This is a genomic window from Streptomyces triculaminicus, from assembly GCF_017349075.1.
Taxonomy (GTDB): domain Bacteria; phylum Actinomycetota; class Actinomycetes; order Streptomycetales; family Streptomycetaceae; genus Streptomyces; species Streptomyces triculaminicus.
The window spans coordinates 167,515-183,237 of sequence record NZ_JAFMOF010000001.1; the positions used below are offsets into that span (position 1 = coordinate 167,515).

A 15,723-nucleotide genomic window follows, 5' to 3' on the forward strand; every position below is an offset into this window, starting at 1 on the left:
CTTCGTCGGCCCCAAGAAGGAGAACCCATGGAACACTTCATCGACGCGGCACCCGGCATCCGCCTCTGGGCGGAGGAGCGCGGCGCCGCCGACGCCCCGCCGCTGCTGCTGATCATGGGAGCGCAGGCCTCCGGCATGGGCTGGCCGGACGAGCTGGTCGACGCGCTCGCCGTCCATCACCGGGTGATCCGCTACGACCACCGCGACACGGGCCGCTCCAGCCGGCCCTTCGAGCGGCAGCCCTACGCCATCGCCGACCTCGCGCGGGATGCCGTCGCGGTCCTGGACGGCCTGGGCATCGAACGCGCCCACATCGCCGGGCTGTCACTGGGCGGCCTGCTGGCGCAGCTGCTGATCGCCGACCATCCCGGCCGGCTGCTCAGCGCCACGCTGATGGGTACGTGCGCCCTCAGCACCGCCCCCTACACCCGCCCCGACGGCACCCTGGTTCCGGCCACGGAGCTGCCCGGCATCGCGCCCGAGGTGCTGGAGATGTGGGCCCGGCCCGTCGAGGACCGTGGACTCGAGGCCGAGCTGGACCGGCGCGTCGAACACTGGCGGGTGCTGAGCGGCGGCCACATCCCGTTCGACGCGGAGTACTTCCGCGCGCTCGAGCGGCGGATCGTCGAACACACCGGGCACCACACCGCCGGCACCGCGCACGGCCGCGCCGACGACTCGGGGCTGCTGCGCACCGAGGAGCTGGCCGCGAACCGCGTGCCCACCCTCGTCGTCTCCGCCCCCGCCGAGCCGGTCTTCCCGCCGCCGCACCCGCAGCACCTCGCCCAGGCCGTCCGCGGGGCGCGCGTCGTGGAGATCCCGGGCATGGGCCACGCCCTGCCCCGCGAGGTGCTCGCCCCGCTGGCCGCCGCGATCATCGGTCACACCACCGGCCGGGCCGCGGCCTGAGCCCGCCCGGCGGCCGCTTTCCTCAAGGAGGCCGCCGGCGGCCCGGGCGGCCTCATCCCCCGTATGTGGCCTGCGACTCGCCCAGGACGGCCGCGAAGTCCCGGGCCAGGCGCGCCCCGTCGGACGTCGGCAGCGCGGCGGTGGTGATCCGCACTCCCGGTGCGGAGCCGATCCGGAAGCGGGCCCCGGCGGCGACCCACCAGCCGTGCGAGCGCAGCCCGTTGACAACGGCCGACTCGTCCCGCACCGGCACCCACACGTTCATGCCGCTGGCGCCGTGGGCCGCGATGCCGTGCCGCCCGAGTTCGTCGATCAGGGTCCGGCGCCGCCGTGCGTACGCCTCCCGCGCCCGCCCGACGAGCGCGCTCGTCGCGGCGTCCACCATCAGGCCGAGCACGGTCTCCTGGAGCAGATGGCTCACCCAGCCGGAGGTGAGCAGCAGCCGCCCGTCGTGCCGGGCCAGCGTGGTCGCGTCGCACGCCGCGGCGGCCCATCGCAGGTCCGTTCCCAGGAACTTCGTGACGGTCCGTACGTGCGCCCAGCGCGCCAGGCCGGCCCCGGTCACCGAGTGGAGGGGGGCTCCGGCGATCTCGGTGGCGAAGTCGTTCTCGATCACGAGCACGTCGGGGGCCTCGCACAGGACGCCGGCGAGCGCGTCGCGGCGCGCGGCCGAGAAGCACCCGCCGTACGGGTTCTGGGCGCGGGGGACGCACACGACGGCCCGTACACCCTCCCGGAGCGCGGCGCGCAGCGCCTCGGGCCGCATGCCCTCGTCGTCGACCGCGACCGCGACCGTGCGCAGGCCGAGGGCCGTGACGAGGTCGAGGAGGTGGTGGTAGCCGGGATCCTCCACGGCCACGGCGTCGCCCGGCCGGAGCTCGACGGACAGCAGCCGTCCGATCATGTCCAGCGCCCCGTGGGCGAACGTGACGTGCCCGGCCGGAACGCCGTCGGCCGCCAGCCACTCGCGGACCGTCTCCTCCAGGCGCGGCAGGCGTGGCACCGAGCGGTGCGAGCGGCTGCCGGGCGAGAGGCGTACGGGCGGCACCAGCTCGGGCAGGAGGGCGGGGTCGGGGTGTCCTCCGGCCAGGTCGCGCAGCCCTTCGGGCACCTTCGGCGGCCGCCGCGACGCCACGCCGGGGCCCTCCGCGACGACCGTGCCGCCGCGGCCGCGGGTGACCACGATGCCGCGCTGCCGCAGTTCCTTGTAGGCGGTCGCGACGGTGCCGGGGCTGACGCCGAGGTCGTCCGCGAGCCGGCGCACCGGCGGGAGGGCGGCGCCGGGCTCCAGGGCACCTTCGGTGACGGCGCGTTCGACCGAGGCGGAAATGGCCTTGGCCGTACCGCCGGTGATCCCATATCGTATTGCCACGTAACTGATTATGTATCAATACATAGCCGACGGCAAGCGTTTCGAACGCCGGATGCCGGACGTCGGACGAGGGACCAGGGGGAGATCGTGAGCCCGACGCAGCGGTGGGCCGCACTGACAGCACGCATACCGGGAGGCCGGGACGGGCGGCGCATGCTCGCGGTCGCACTGGTCGACCGCACCGGCAACGGCCTGTGGGCCGCGACCTCGGTGCTGTACTTCACCTTCGTCACCGGGCTGAGCGTGGCCCAGGTGGGCACGCTGGCGGCCGTCGCCGGGGTCGCCGGCATCGCGGGGGCACCGGTCGGCGGCAGGCTGGCGGACCGCTTTCCGCTCACCCGGGTGCTCGCCGCCTGCCAGGTACTGCGCGCGGCGTCCGCCCTCGGGCTGCTGCTGACCACCGACTTCACGCCGCTGCTGGTGCTCTCGGCGCTCGCCGGGTTCGGCGACAGGGCGGCCAGCGTGCTCACCAAGCTGTACGGCACCCGCGTCGCGGGCGCCGAGCGCGTGCGCTACCAGGCGGTCAACCGCACGGTCGCCAACGTCGGCTGGGCCCTCGGCGGCCTCGGCGCGGCCGCCGCCCTCGCCGCCGGCACCACCACCGTCTACCGGGTCCTGCTCGTCGGCGACGCCCTCTCCTTCGTCGCGGCCGCGGCGATCACCCTGAGCTGCGCGGAGGCCACCGCACCGGCCCGCGTCGTCGCCACCGGCGGCCGGGCCGCCGCCGGCGTGCGCGCCACCAGCCCCTGGCGCGACCGGACCTACCTGGCCTACGTGGCCACCGACACGGTGCTCTTCCTCGACGACGCGATCTTCAAGGTCGGGCTGTCCCTGTGGGCCGTCCATGCCACCGACGCCCCGCACGGCCTCGTGCCCCTGCTGATGGTCCTCAACAACGTGATGGTCGTGGGCCTCCAGGTCCCTCTGGCCCGGTTCGGTGCCACGACGAGCGCGGCCCGCCGCCTCCTGCTGCCGCTCTCCCTCACCTTCCTGGCCTCCGGCGTCGCCATGGCGGCCTCCGCCGTGCACGGGGCCGTGCCCGCGAGCATCGCCCTGACCGCGGCGGCCGTCGGCTTCACCCTCGCCGAGATGCTGCACGCCACCGTCTCGTGGGAGCTGTCCGTCGCCCTCGCCCCCGAGGAGTCCCAGGGCTCCTACCTCGGCGTCCACGGCCTGGCCCAGGCGAGCCAGCGCGCGGTCGGCCCCCTGGCCGTCACCGCCGCCATCGCCGCCGGCCCCCTCGGCTGGACCGCCTTCGGCACGGTCATCGCCGCCGCCTGTCTGGCCCAGCACCGCCTCGTGCGCCCCGGGCCGCCCGAGCCGTCCGCCCCGTCCCCGGCCGAGCCGGTGGCCGGCCACGCGGACCCGGTCGGGTGACCTTGGGGGGCGCGGGCCTTCCGCGGGCCGGGCCGCCGGGCCCCGTCCGGTATGACACCGTCATGCAGAAGATCACGCCCTTCCTGTGGTTCGACGACCAGGCCGAGGAGGCGGTGCGGCACTACATGTCCGTCTTCGACGACTCCCGGATCGTGGAGACGCAGCGCTACGGCGAGGCCGGGCCGGGGAAGGCCGGAACGGTCATGACCATCGCCTTCGAGCTCGCCGGGCAGCAGTTCATCGCCCTCAACGGCGGTCCGCACTTCACCTTCAACGAGGCCGTCTCCCTGTCGGTCGACTGCGCCACGCAGGAGGAGGTCGACACGCTCTGGGCCAGGCTCGGCGAGGGCGGCGAGGAGGGCCAGTGCGGCTGGCTGAAGGACCGCTACGGCCTGTGGTGGCAGATCAACCCGCGCAGGCTGACCGAGCTGCTGGGCGATCCCGACCCGGTCAGGGCGGGCCGGGTCATGAAGGCCATGCTCCAGATGAAGAAGATCGACATTCAGGCCCTGGTGGACGCCTACGAGCAGTGAACCCACCGGCCGGCGGGCCACGCACGGCCGGTGCGGCGGCCTATTTCGGCCGGCCCCCGTCGGCGTAGCGGTGCCGGGCCCACGCCGGCAGCCCGAACCAGCACAGCAGGAACCACGTGCTCAGCCCCGCGACGAGCCAGGGCACCGCGGAGGAGTGCAGGGCGATGCGCAGGACGAGCAGCAGCGCCGAGACGATCGTGGCCAGCAGCAGCACCACGCCCACGAGCGTCAGCCGGGAGGCCCAGACGACGGTCTGGGGTTTGAGGCGGTGCCCGGTGACGAGCCGGTGGAAGGAGACGGGCCCGATGAGGGCGCCCATGGTGGCCGCGCCGAGCACGACGGTGACGATGTAGATGGCGCGGTCCGTGGCCGTGAGGGCGGTGAACTTCGGCGAGAAGACGACGGTCAGCAGGAAGCCGAAGAGGATCTGGACGCCGGTCTGGGCGACGCGGACCTCCTGGAGCAGCTCGTTCCAGCGGCGGTCGGCGCGTTCCTCCTGCGTCTCGTGACGCCCGGTCGCCGCCCGGTCACCTGCCGGCGTGCCGAGGGCGTCCTCCGCGCCCCGGCCCCGCCGCGCGCCGGGGCCGTCCGGGGTGCCGTCGTGTGCTCCGTTGCGCGGCATGCTCGTCCGTCCCTTCGTCCCGCCCACGCTGCCGTCACCGGGCGCCCTCCGCATCCGGAGAGGACCACAGGGTGGCGCGTACCGTTCGCGCCGCGGAAGAGGGCGGGGTAGACATAGGGGTATGGCCCGAATCCGGGGCCGCTCCTGGAGGCCATCGGGTCGCTGGTTCGCCGGTCGGCGCCGAGGTAGCCGGCGTGAGCGGCGACAGAGGCGCGCGGGCGCAGGGCTGCCGTGGGCTCGGCGCCTGCGGTCGGTCGCCGACCGCAGCGTCGCCGGCCAGATGTTCGTGCTGCAGGTCCTGATCGTGCTGCTGCTCATCGTGGCCGCGGTGGTGACGCTCCTGCTCCAGGCGCGCAGCGACAGGTTCCAGGCGGCGCGCGACCGTTCGCTCGCCGCCGCCGAGGCGTTCTCCCATTCGCCGGGCCTGGTGCAGACCATGAGCGGCCCCAACCCGTCCGCCACGCTCCAGCCGCTGACCGAGGCCGCCCGCCACCAGGGCGGTGTCGACTTCCTGGTGGTGATGAACCGCGACGGCATCCGCTACACCCACCCCTCACCGAAGGAGATCGGCAAGAAGTTCGTCGGCACGATCGAGCCGTCGCTGCACGGCCACGTCACGGTCGAGAAGGTCAACGGCCCCCTCGGCGAGGAGCTGCAGGTCGTGGTGCCGGTGACGGACCGCGGCCGGGTCGTCGGCATGGTCTCCTCCGGGCTCAAGGTCCGCTCGGTGAGCAGCGCGGTCGACCGGCAGCTGCCGGTCGTCCTGGGCACCGGCGCCGTCGCCCTGGCGCTCGCTACGGGCGGCACGGCGCTGGTGACCCGGCGGCTGCGGCGGCAGACCCACGGTCTCGGCCCGGTCGAGATGACCCGGATGTACGAGCACCACGACGCGGTTCTGCACGCGGTGCGCGAGGGCGTGGTCATCGTCAGCGGCGACGGCCACGTCCTGCTCGCCAACGACGAGGCGCGCCGGCTCCTCGGCCTGCCCACGGACGTGGAGGGGCGGCCCGTCGACGCCCTGGGCCTGGATCCCCGGATGGCGGAGCTCCTGGCGTCGCGCCGGGTGGCCACCGACGAGGTGCTGCCCGTCGGGGAGCGGCTGCTGGCGGTGAACCAGCGGCCGACCGACCGCCGGGGCGGTCCGCCGGGCAGCGTGGCCACCCTGCGGGACTCCACCGAGCTGCGCGCGCTCGCGGGCAAGGCCGAGGTGGCGCGCGGCCGGCTGCGGCTGCTGTACGAGGCGAGCGTGGCCATCGGCACCACCCTGGACGTGCAGCGCACCGCCGAGGAGCTCGCCGAGGTGGCCTCCCCCCGGTTCGCCGACTACGTCTCCGTCGACCTCGCCGAGCCGGTGCTGCGCGGCGAGGAGCCCCGGATCGGGGTGGGCCACGAGGCCCCGGAACTGCGCCGGGTGGCCCTGAGCGGCTCCCCGGACGACCATCCCCTCTACCAGGCGGGAGAGGTGCACCGCTTCGCCGCGACCACCCCGCAGGCGAAGGGCTTCGTCAGCGGGCAGGCCGTGCTCGTGCCCGACCTGCGCGTCTCCGACGGCTGGCGCACCCAGGACCTCGTACGCACCCAGCAGATCCTCGACTACGGCTTCCACTCGCTCATCACCGTTCCGCTCAAGGCGCGCGGCGTGCTGATGGGCATCGTGAACTTCTGGCGGGCCCAGGACAGCGAGACGTTCGAGGACGACGACCTGTCCCTGGCCGAGGAGCTGTCGGCCCGGGCGGCGGTGTGCATCGACAACGCCCGCCGCTTCACCCGCGAGCACGCCATGGCCGTGACCCTGCAGCACAGCCTGCTGCCGCGCGGCGTGCCGGAGCAGAACGCCCTCGACATCGCCTACCGCTACCTGCCGGCCCAGGCCGGGGTGGGCGGCGACTGGTTCGACGTCATCCCGCTGCCCGGCGCCCGGGTGGCCCTGGTCGTGGGCGACGTGGTCGGCCACGGGCTGCACGCCGCCGCGACGATGGGCCGGCTGCGCACGGCCGTGCAGAACTTCTCCTCCCTGGACCTGCCGCCGGACGAGCTCCTGGGCCACCTCGACGAGCTGATCGGCCGGATCGACCAGGAGACGGCGGACGTGGACGGGGAGGCGCCGATCGCCGGCGCCACCTGCCTGTACGCGATCTACGACCCCTCCACCGGGATGTGCAGCTTGGCCCGGGCCGGCCATCCGCTGCCCGCGCTGGTCCGTCCCGACGGCACGGTGGAGTTCCCGGAGCTGCCCGCAGGGCCGCCGCTCGGCCTGGGCGGGCTGCCCTTCGAGGCCGTGGAGCTGCGCCTGCCCGAGGGCAGCAGCCTCGCCCTGTACACCGACGGCCTCATCGAGGACCGTACGCGGGACATCGACGTCGGCCTGGAGATCCTCGCCCGCACGCTGGCGCAGCCCGGCCGGTCGCCGCAGAAGATGTGCGACGCGGTGCTCGGCGCGCTGCTCCCCGCGCGCCAGGCCGACGACATCGCCCTGGTCATCGCCCGCACCCGGCGCCTGGAAGCCGATCTGATCGCCACCTGGGAGCTGCCCGCCGACCCGGCGGTCGTCGCGGCCGCACGGGCCGACATCACCCGGCAGCTGACCGAGTGGGGCCTGGAGGAGCTGGGGTTCACCACGGAGCTGATCCTCAGCGAACTGATCACCAACGCCATCCGGCACGCCTCCGGCCCGATCGGCGTCCGGCTGCTGCGCGACCGCGCCCTGATCTGCGAGGTCTCCGACACCAGCAGCACCGCGCCGCACCTGCGCTACGCGGCCGCCGAGGACGAGGGCGGCCGCGGGCTGTTCCTGGTGGCGCAGCTGGCCGAGCGCTGGGGCACCCGGTACACGGCCGAGGGCAAGGTCATCTGGGCCGAGCAGCCGCTGCCCTGAGGCCGCGCGCGGCGGCGTACGGCCCGTCGGTGGACCCGGATCCCGGGCACCGCCCGTCCGCCGCGCGACCCCGAGGGCCACCTGGTCTGTCGCCTCTCTCCGCCTTCTTCCGGCGTGCTCAATCCTCCCCCGGCAGATCCCCGGCGGGGCGGACCGCGAGTAGTTTCCGGGCCGACGCCAGTCCGCCCCGGGAAAGGCCATCCGATGACCCAGGCACCCGACAGACCCGATGCCCGACGCCCTCTCATACGGGGACGGGGTGGGACGGCGCCGGCGACGTCCCTCTTCGTCAACGGATTCTTCCCCGGCCGCCGGGCCCTGGTCGTCCTCCTGGCCGCGTTGTTCGGATTCGCGCTGACGGTGGTGTGGTCGGCGGAGTTCGTCGACCGGACCATCGGGGGCAACGTGGCCGACACGCTGCTGGGCCACGACTCGCGCGAGACGCCCATCACCGGAGCCCTGGGCGGCATCGCCTTCGCGCTCGCCACCGGGGTGGCGGGCACGTTCACCGCCTGCAATGTGGCCGCCTTCAGCGCCATCGCCCCGCTGGCCGGCTGTGTGCCGACCCGGCGGGGGCGGATGGCGCGCATGATCCGGCCGCTGGGGCTGCTGGCCGCCGGATCGGTCGCGGTGTCGGCGGCCTACGGCGTGGTCGTCGCGCTGGCCGGCACCCGCATGCCCCAGTTCCAGTCCACCACCGCGGCGGGCGGCTTCTCGCCCCGGCTGATCCAGTCCATGGTGGTGTTCGGCCTGGTCGGCCTGTGCATGGCCTATCTCGGCCTCGCCTCGCTGGGCCTGGTCCGCGATCCGCTGGCCCGCCTCTCGGCGCGCTTCCCGAACGCCCCGATGGTCGTCATGGGCGCGCTGACCGGCTCGTTCCTCATCGGCCGCCCGTATCCGCTGTTCCGTCAGCTCTTCCGCGACGCGGCGGAGAGCCACAACGTCCTCTACGGCGCAGCGGCGTTCGGCCTGCAGGCCCTCGGCAACATCCTGATCATGGCCGTGCTGTTCCTGCTCGTCGCCGGCCTGGCGGGCGAGCGGCTGTACGGCTGGTTCGCCGCGAAGCCCAGCCGCGCGTCGGCGCTGACGGCGGCGGCCTTCATCGCCGCGGGCGTGTTCATGGTCCTGTACTGGGACGTGCGGATCCTCGCCCGGCGGGACCTGATCTGGTACCCGCTGGCCCCCTGGGCCTGACGCCCCCGGTCCGTCGCCCGCGGAAAACCGGCTGACCACGGGCCGTCCGGCGAGGCAGGCTGGGGGCATGGACGAACGACGGACCGTACGGGTCTCGAAGTACCTCTCGCTGCACCTGCGCCACCAGCCCGAACGCATCGGCATCAGCCTCGACGCGCAGGGCTGGGTGGACGTCGACGTCCTGCTGGCCGCGGCGGCGGCCCACGGCTTCCCCGTCGGCCGCCAGGAGCTGGAGCACGTGGTGGCCACGAACGACAAGCGGCGGTTCGCGCTGGAGGGGGACCGCATCCGGGCGCAGCAGGGGCATTCGGTCGCGGTGGACCTCGGGCTACCGGCGGCCGAGCCCCCGCCGTACCTCTATCACGGCACCGTCGGCCGCAACGTGGCGGCGATACGGGCCGAGGGGCTGTCGCCCATGAACCGCCACCATGTGCATCTGTCGGCCGACCGGGAGACCGCCACGCGCGTCGGCGCCCGGCGCGGCAAGCCGGTGGTGCTGTCGGTGGACGCCGCGGCGATGCACGCGGCGGGGCACGTCTTCCGGGTGACCGGGAACGGGGTGTGGCTGGCGGAGCGGGTGCCGCCGCGGTTCCTGCGGTTCCCCGGCTGAGCCGAGCGGCGTGGGACCCGGGCGGGGCCGGTCTCCGGACCACGCCCGTCACGCCGAGGGCGGCCCCGGCGCCGCGCCTGCCGGGGAGAGCGGCCGCGGCGCCCCATACTGCGATCACCGCTCACTCCGCCGGGCCCGGCACGAATGGTCAGGAGGACCCACCCGATGACCGACACATCGTTCGGGGCGCACGCGTCCCGTCGTGGCATGCTCTGCGCGCTCGCGGCCGCGAGCGGCCTCGCCCTGGGTGGCGGGACCGGCGCGGCCGCCGCGCCGGGAGCCCGGCGGGTGATGCCCGGCACACGGCCGGACGCCGCGAAGGCACGGGAGATCCGCGACGAGTTCCTCCACGCCTGGGAGGGGTACAAGCGCTTCGCCTGGGGGCATGACGAGGTCCTGCCCGTCTCGGGCGGTCACCGCGAGTTCTTCGCCCGGGGTCACCCCGTCGGGCTGTCGATCGTCGAGGCGCTCGACACCCACCATCTGATGGGGCTCGACGACGAGGCCGACCGGTGCGTGCGGTGGATCGTCGACCATCTGGATTTCGACATCGACGCCGACTTCCAGGTCTTCGAGGCGACGATCCGCCTGGTCGGCGGCCTGCTCGCGGGCCATCTGGCGACCGGCAGGCGGGCCCTGCTCGACCTGTGCGCGGACCTGACGGACCGGCTGCTGCCGGCCTTCACCGCGTCGCCGACCGGCATGCCCTACCGGTACGTCAACCTCCGCACCGGCCGCGTCTCGGGCGCCGTCTCGCCGGTGGCCGAGATCGGCACCCATCTCCTGGAGTTCTCCGTCCTGTCCGAGCTCACCGGCGACCCGCGCTACCGCCGGGCCGCCAAGCGCGCCGTGCGCGCCCTGGTGGAGCGCCGTTCGGGGCTGGACCTGCTCGCGACCACCATGAACGTCGAGACCGGCCGGTGGGCCGACCGGCAGGCCGTCGCCGTCGACCCGCCGGCGGACTCGTTCTACGAGTATCTGTGGGGCGCGTGGGAGATGTTCGGCGACGAGGAGTGCCGGGACTGGTTCCGCATGCTCGACGACGCGCTGCGCCGGCACCAGGCCGAGCGGGCGGACGGGCTGCTGTGGTTCCGGCACGTCGACTTCGGCACCGGGGCGACCACGAGCCGGCGGCAGTCCTCCCTGGCCGTCGCCATCCTGCCCGTGGGCGGCGACCCCGGCCTCGCGGCCGACTACTACCGGTCGTGGACGGCCGTCCTCGACAAGTACTCCGTGATTCCGGAACAGATCGACTACACCCGCCTACAGGCCGTCGACCCCAGGAACGAGCTGCGCCCCGAGTACGCCAACTGCGCCTTCCAGCTCTACTGGCAGACGGGCGAGGCGTACTACCGCACGACGGCCTGGCGCTACTTCCAGAACCTCAGGAAGTACCACCGCGTCCCGGGCGGCTACACGGTCGTCGCCGACGTCACCCGGCGGCCCATGCCCCAGGGCGACCACTGCCCCGCCTACGTCTTCGCCGAGAACTTCAAATGGCTCTACCTCACCTTCGCCGACACCCCGCGCTTCGACTACGCCCACGGCTACCTCAGCACCGAGGGCAAGGTGCTCCGCGGCCTGCGCCGCGCGTGAGGCCGCCCGGGCGTTCGCCCCCGCGCGAACGCGTCCCGACATCACCCGTAAGCCGTATTCCACGCCCACCCGGAAGGGCCGGAGAATATCCCTCATGGCCGTGTCCGCAGCATCCGCCCGCCCCGTTCCCGGTCCGCGCGGCCTGCCCCTCTTCGGGAACCTCGCCGCCTTCGGCAGGGATCCGCTGGCCTTCTTCGGCCGGCTGCGCGACCACGGCGACGTCGTCACCTGGCGGCTCGGTCCGCGCAGGAGCGTCTTCGTCTCCCGGCCCGACCACATCGCCGAGTTCCTCGCGGCGGTCGAGCAGACCTTCGAGCCGCTCGAGATCGGCTGGGGCCTCAAGCAACTGGTCGGCGACAGCGTCCTGCTGAGCAAGGGCGCCGACTGGCGCCGCAAGCGGACCCTGGTCCAGCCGACCGTCCGCCCCCGCCACGTGCGCACGTACGCCACCACGATGGTCGACTGCGCGACGGAGCTGGCCGGCGCCTGGCGCGAGGGCCGACGCGTCGACGTGCGCCGCGAGATGACGCGGCTCACTCAGCGGATCGTGGTCCGTACTCTCTTCGGGAACGACCTCGAGGACGACGGCGGCCGCCTCGGCGATGCGATGGCCGCGATCCAGCGCGAGCTGGCGACGGAGCTGCGGGGCGGCGTCAATCTGTTCCTGCCGTCCTGGGCGCGCCCGCCCTGGCGGCGCCGCCTGCTGGCCGCGGTGACCGTGGTCGACGCGGAGATCCGGCGGCTGATCGACGCGCGGCGCGCCGAGGATCCCGCCGACGGCCGGCAGGACGATCTGCTCGGCCGCCTCCTCGCCGCCCGCGACGAGGACGGCCGGGCCCTGACGGCCCGTGAGGTGCGCGACGAGGCCGTGACCCTGTGGGCCGCGGGCCACGAGACCACCTCCACGACCCTGACCTGGACCTGGCTGCTGCTCTCCCGCTCCCCGGACGCCCACGCCCGGCTCACCGAGGAGCTGGACCGGGTGCTCGGCGGGCGGCCGCCCGCCTACGAGGACTACGAACGGCTCCCCTGGACCCGGCAGATCGTCAAGGAGGCGCTGCGCCTGTACCCGCCCGCGTGGGTCATCCCCGCCGTGGCCGGGAAGGACGCCGCGCTGGGCGGATCGCCCGTCCGGGCGGGCACGATCGTGTGGTGCAGCCAGTGGACCACGCACCGCGACCCCCGGTGGTTCCGCGACCCGGCGGCCTTCCGGCCCGAACGCTGGGACGCCGACGCCCCGGACGCCGTGCCGGACCACGCGTGGTTCCCCTTCGGCGGGGGCCGGCGCACCTGCCTCGGCGCGCGCTTCGCGCTCGTCGAGGCGACGCTGGTGCTCGCCACGCTGGCCCGGCGTTTCCACCTCGAGGCCGACCCCCACGACGGCCGGCCCGCCGTGGGCCTCCTCCTCCAGCCGGCCGTCCCGGTACGGGCGACCGTGCGGGCCCGGTAGGCGCAGGGGCCGTACGGACCGTCAGAGGGCCCGGCCGGGCAGCCGCTTCGCCATGACGTGTTCCTCGCGGCCGCCGGGTCCCGCCTCGCCGCGCCGGCCTGTGACCTTCAGGCCGTTGCGCCGGTAGAGCGCGATCGCCGGGGCGTTGTCCGGGACCACCTTGAGCCGCAGCACCTCCGCTCCCCCGCGCCGGGCCCAGTCCTCCACCGCCCGCACCAGGCGGTCCCCCACGCCCCGGCCCCGCGCGCCGGGGCCGACCCACAGCGAGATCAGCTCGACGACGCCCTGTTCGGGACCGGGGACGCCGCTGGCCATGCCGGCGGGCTTGCCGTCGACGACGGCGACCAGGTCGAGCGAACCGGTGATGCTCAGGCGCGCCCGCCACCGTTCCTCCCGGTCGCCGTCGCCCTGCCAGTCCGCGAGCCGCGCTCCGAAGGCGTCCGGCGCGTCCGCGAGCGCGGCCAGCCGCAGGCGCCGCCACACCGGCCAGTCGTCCGCCGTCAGTTCCCGGGTCTCGATCACACGGGAAGAGTGGCGCCTGCCGGTGCGCGGCGGCAACCCGTTTTCCCCGGCGGGTGGTTCGTGGCCGCCGATCGGCGCAACGCGTCCGGCGGATCCCGCCGTTGGGCCCGAGGCTTGCGGATAGTCGCACCGGAGGTGGCAGTGCCCGGAACCTTCTCACGAGGCGTGCTGCCGCGCGCCGGTGTCGTCGCCGCGCTCGCCGCCGCGCTGACACCCCTGACGCCCCTGACGCCCCAGGCCCCGCCGACGCGCCCGGACGCGCCCGCGGCACCGGCCGCCGTCCTGTCCGGCGCGGCGGGCGCGCCCGGGCGTCCCGTACGACGGGACGACTCCGGGCACGCCTTCCGGCACCCCGGCGTCCTGCTCACCCGGGCGCAGTTGAAGCGGATCCGCGCGCGGGTCGCCGACGGCGCCGAGCCGTGGGCGTCGGAGTTCGAGGCCATGCGGTCCAGCACGTACGGATCGCTCGACTACACGGCGGCGCCCGTCGCGGTCGTGCGGTGTCCGCCCGGTTCCCAGCCCGGCCGGGGGTGCGTGGAGGAGCGGCGGGACGCGATCGCCGCGTACACCCACGCCCTGCTGTGGTACGTCACCCGCGACCGCGCGCACGCCCGGAAGGCCGTGCAGATCATGGACGCCTGGTCGGCGGAGGTGGAGGACCACACCGAGGGCAACGCGCCGCTGCAGGCCGCCTGGTCGGGGAGCTCCTGGGCGCGGGCCGGGGAGATCATGCGCTACACCTACGACGGCTGGTCGCGCGCCCGGGTGCGGCGGTTCGCCACGATACTGCGCACCGCGTATCTGCCCCTGACCGAGCGGGGCGCCCCGGACCACAACGGGAACTGGGACCTGACCATGGCCGACGCGAGCATGGGCATCGCGGTCTTCCTCGACGACACCGAGGCCTTCGAGACGGCCGTTCGCCGGTTCCGCGACCGCGTTCCCGCCTACTTCTACCTGCGCTCGGACGGGCCGCTGCCCGAGCGGCCGCGGGGCAGCCGCATCAAGACGGCGGACGACATCAGGACGTACTGGTTCGGCCAGCGCGTCTTCGTGGACGGCCTCGCGCAGGAGACCTGCCGGAACTTCACCCACGTCGGCTACGCCCTCGCGGCCACCGCCCACGTCGCGGAGACCGCCTGGCACCAGGGTGTGGACCTCTACGACGAGATCGCCGAGCGGCTGCGCGCGGCGCTGGACCTCCACACCCGCTACCAGCTGGGCGACCCGGCCCCGTCATGGCTGTGCGACGGGAGGCTGAAGGTGAGGATGGGGCCCGACACCGAGGTCCTCCTCAACCACCTGGGCAACCGCCGGGGGTGGGCGCTCCCAGGCCCCGAGGAGGCCGCCCGGCCGGCGCGCCGGCGCGGGACGGACAACCTGTTCGTGGCCTGGGAGACCCTGACCCACACGAACAACCCCGGCTGAGTCTGCCGGCCGGGGTCGTCCGCGTGCCTGCCGTGCCCTGCGCTTCCGTCGGTCAGAAGCGCAGTACGGCCGCCAGCCGGTCCTCGGAGGCGAGGGTGTCGTCCGGGACGAACTCGATGTCCGCGCCGCTGCGGAGCGCGTTCTCCACGATCTCGTCCACGACGTCCTCGTGGATGGAGGGGTCCGCCAGCAGGGGCTCGGTGGGCGCCTCCACCTTCTGGGGGTGGCCGCCGTTGCCGTCCACCCGCGCGGTCACCTGGTAGTGGTCCTCGACCGCAAGGAGGGCCACCCGGCCCTGGCGTACGGTCTGCCAGATCTCGTCCAGGCCCGAGGTGTAGCGCTTCTGGCCGCGTGCGTCACTCAGGCGGCGCAGCACCTCGCCCTGGCGCGAGGAGCGGCGCGCGTCGAAGGCGGGGTGGAGGATGTCGTAGAGCTCGTGCCCGGACTTCGCGCTCGCCCCGCCGTTCTCGACCCGGGCCGTGATGACGCCGGGGTTGGGGAGCAGCTTCTCGAGCAGGGCGATCTGTTCCCGCAGGCCGACGACGTACAGCGGCCGGGTCGTGCCGTTCAGGACGGGCGTGAGCGCGCCCGCGACGGTGCGCATGTACTGGCGCTCGCGCTCCAGGTGGGCCTCCTCGCGGGAGGTCAGCGCGTGCTTGCCGACCTTGTCGAAGTGGCGGCCGGGCAGCGCGTCCTCGTGGTCGGGGAGCGCGGGGCGGACCGGGAAGCCGTCGCCGGTGACCTCGGTGAGGTTCTCGCCCGCGCCGTCCCACAGGCGGCTCTCGCTCTCGGAGAGCGCCAGCGCCCAGTACGGTTCCTCGACGATGCGGGCGGCGACCAGGTTGCGGGTCAGGAAGGTGTCCGAGACGACCACGCGCTGGGGCACCGAGCGCGGCAGGTACCAGACCTGGTGCTCGCCCGGGGCGGCAAGGATCAGCAGCCCGTCGGTGGTATGGGTGAGGTCGACCTCCGCGGCCGCGGCGTCGAGGCGGTTCCCGACGTCGGTCCGGGCGGCCCGGGTCACCCGGGAATCCTCCTCGAGCCGCCGCTTGGCCTCCGCGATCGTGTTGCGCAGCCGTACCGCGTCCTCGGTGCTGTACGGAGAGCGCCGGGTCGTGGGGAGCAGCAGTGACACGGCCGGGTAGTCGCGCGGACGGCGCAGGTCACGGAGTGTTTCGTCGGTCAGTGCGCCGATGTCCATCGGTCATCCTCCTCGGGCCCACAGGATGCCTCCA

The 15,723-nt window shown here is 74.3% G+C and carries 13 protein-coding genes; 9 read left to right on the forward strand and 4 right to left on the reverse strand.

What is annotated here, in order from left to right:
• Positions 1–27: 27 nt before the first annotated feature.
• Positions 28–909, forward strand: coding sequence for an alpha/beta fold hydrolase (locus J1792_RS00895; protein WP_207246436.1), 882 nt, complete (start codon positions 28–30; stop codon positions 907–909).
• 52 nt (positions 910–961) lie between these two features.
• Here J1792_RS00895 and J1792_RS00900 read toward each other — a convergent pair whose 3' ends face one another.
• Positions 962–2,281, reverse strand: a complete 1,320-nt coding sequence (locus J1792_RS00900; RefSeq protein WP_207246446.1) for an aminotransferase class I/II-fold pyridoxal phosphate-dependent enzyme — start codon at positions 2,279–2,281, stop codon at positions 962–964.
• Between the two features lie 153 nt (positions 2,282–2,434).
• On the opposite strand from J1792_RS00900, the gene J1792_RS00905 reads away from it, so the two are divergent.
• Together J1792_RS00905 and J1792_RS00910 are read left to right on the forward strand one after the other, a co-directional pair.
• Entirely contained in the window at positions 2,435–3,658 is a 1,224-nt protein-coding gene (locus J1792_RS00905) for an MFS transporter (RefSeq protein WP_207246447.1), read from the forward strand.
• Positions 3,659–3,720: 62 nt separating this feature from the next.
• Complete coding sequence (locus tag J1792_RS00910; protein ID WP_086568611.1) at positions 3,721–4,191, forward strand: VOC family protein; 471 nt, start codon at positions 3,721–3,723, stop codon at positions 4,189–4,191.
• Positions 4,192–4,231: 40 nt separating this feature from the next.
• On the opposite strand, the gene J1792_RS00915 is transcribed toward J1792_RS00910, so the two are convergent.
• Positions 4,232–4,813: a DUF6328 family protein gene (locus tag J1792_RS00915; protein ID WP_242645411.1), complete on the reverse strand. Its 582-nt coding sequence runs from the start codon at positions 4,811–4,813 to the stop codon at positions 4,232–4,234.
• A gap of 280 nt (positions 4,814–5,093) precedes the next feature.
• On the opposite strand from J1792_RS00915, the gene J1792_RS00920 reads away from it, so the two are divergent.
• The 5 genes from J1792_RS00920 (at position 5,094) to J1792_RS00940 (ending at position 12,538) form a co-directional block, all read left to right on the forward strand.
• The gene (locus J1792_RS00920) at positions 5,094–7,688 is read left to right on the forward strand and encodes a SpoIIE family protein phosphatase/ATP-binding protein (protein ID WP_242645412.1); all 2,595 of its coding nucleotides are present in this window, start codon (positions 5,094–5,096) and stop codon (positions 7,686–7,688) included.
• 204 nt (positions 7,689–7,892) lie between these two features.
• Complete coding sequence (locus tag J1792_RS00925; protein ID WP_207246449.1) at positions 7,893–8,882, forward strand: hypothetical protein; 990 nt, start codon at positions 7,893–7,895, stop codon at positions 8,880–8,882.
• Positions 8,883–8,949: 67 nt separating this feature from the next.
• Complete coding sequence (locus J1792_RS00930; protein WP_086568597.1) at positions 8,950–9,492, forward strand: RNA 2'-phosphotransferase; 543 nt, start codon at positions 8,950–8,952, stop codon at positions 9,490–9,492.
• Between the two features lie 165 nt (positions 9,493–9,657).
• A complete protein-coding gene (locus tag J1792_RS00935; RefSeq protein WP_086568595.1) occupies positions 9,658–11,088 on the forward strand; it encodes a glycoside hydrolase family 47 protein in 1,431 nt (476 codons plus the stop codon).
• 94 nt (positions 11,089–11,182) lie between these two features.
• A complete protein-coding gene (locus J1792_RS00940; protein ID WP_086568594.1) occupies positions 11,183–12,538 on the forward strand; it encodes a cytochrome P450 in 1,356 nt (451 codons plus the stop codon).
• Positions 12,539–12,559: 21 nt separating this feature from the next.
• On the opposite strand, the gene J1792_RS00945 is transcribed toward J1792_RS00940, so the two are convergent.
• Positions 12,560–13,060, reverse strand: coding sequence for a GNAT family N-acetyltransferase (locus J1792_RS00945; RefSeq protein WP_086568592.1), 501 nt, complete (start codon positions 13,058–13,060; stop codon positions 12,560–12,562).
• 141 nt (positions 13,061–13,201) lie between these two features.
• Here J1792_RS00945 and J1792_RS00950 point away from each other — a divergent pair, with 141 nt between their 5' ends.
• Positions 13,202–14,488, forward strand: coding sequence for an alginate lyase family protein (locus J1792_RS00950; RefSeq protein ID WP_372446087.1), 1,287 nt, complete (start codon positions 13,202–13,204; stop codon positions 14,486–14,488).
• 52 nt (positions 14,489–14,540) lie between these two features.
• On the opposite strand, the gene J1792_RS00955 is transcribed toward J1792_RS00950, so the two are convergent.
• Positions 14,541–15,689 carry a baeRF3 domain-containing protein gene (locus tag J1792_RS00955; protein ID WP_086568590.1) on the reverse strand — a complete coding sequence of 383 codons (1,149 nt, stop codon included), beginning with the start codon at positions 15,687–15,689 and terminating at the stop codon, positions 14,541–14,543.
• Positions 15,690–15,723 lie beyond the last annotated feature (34 nt).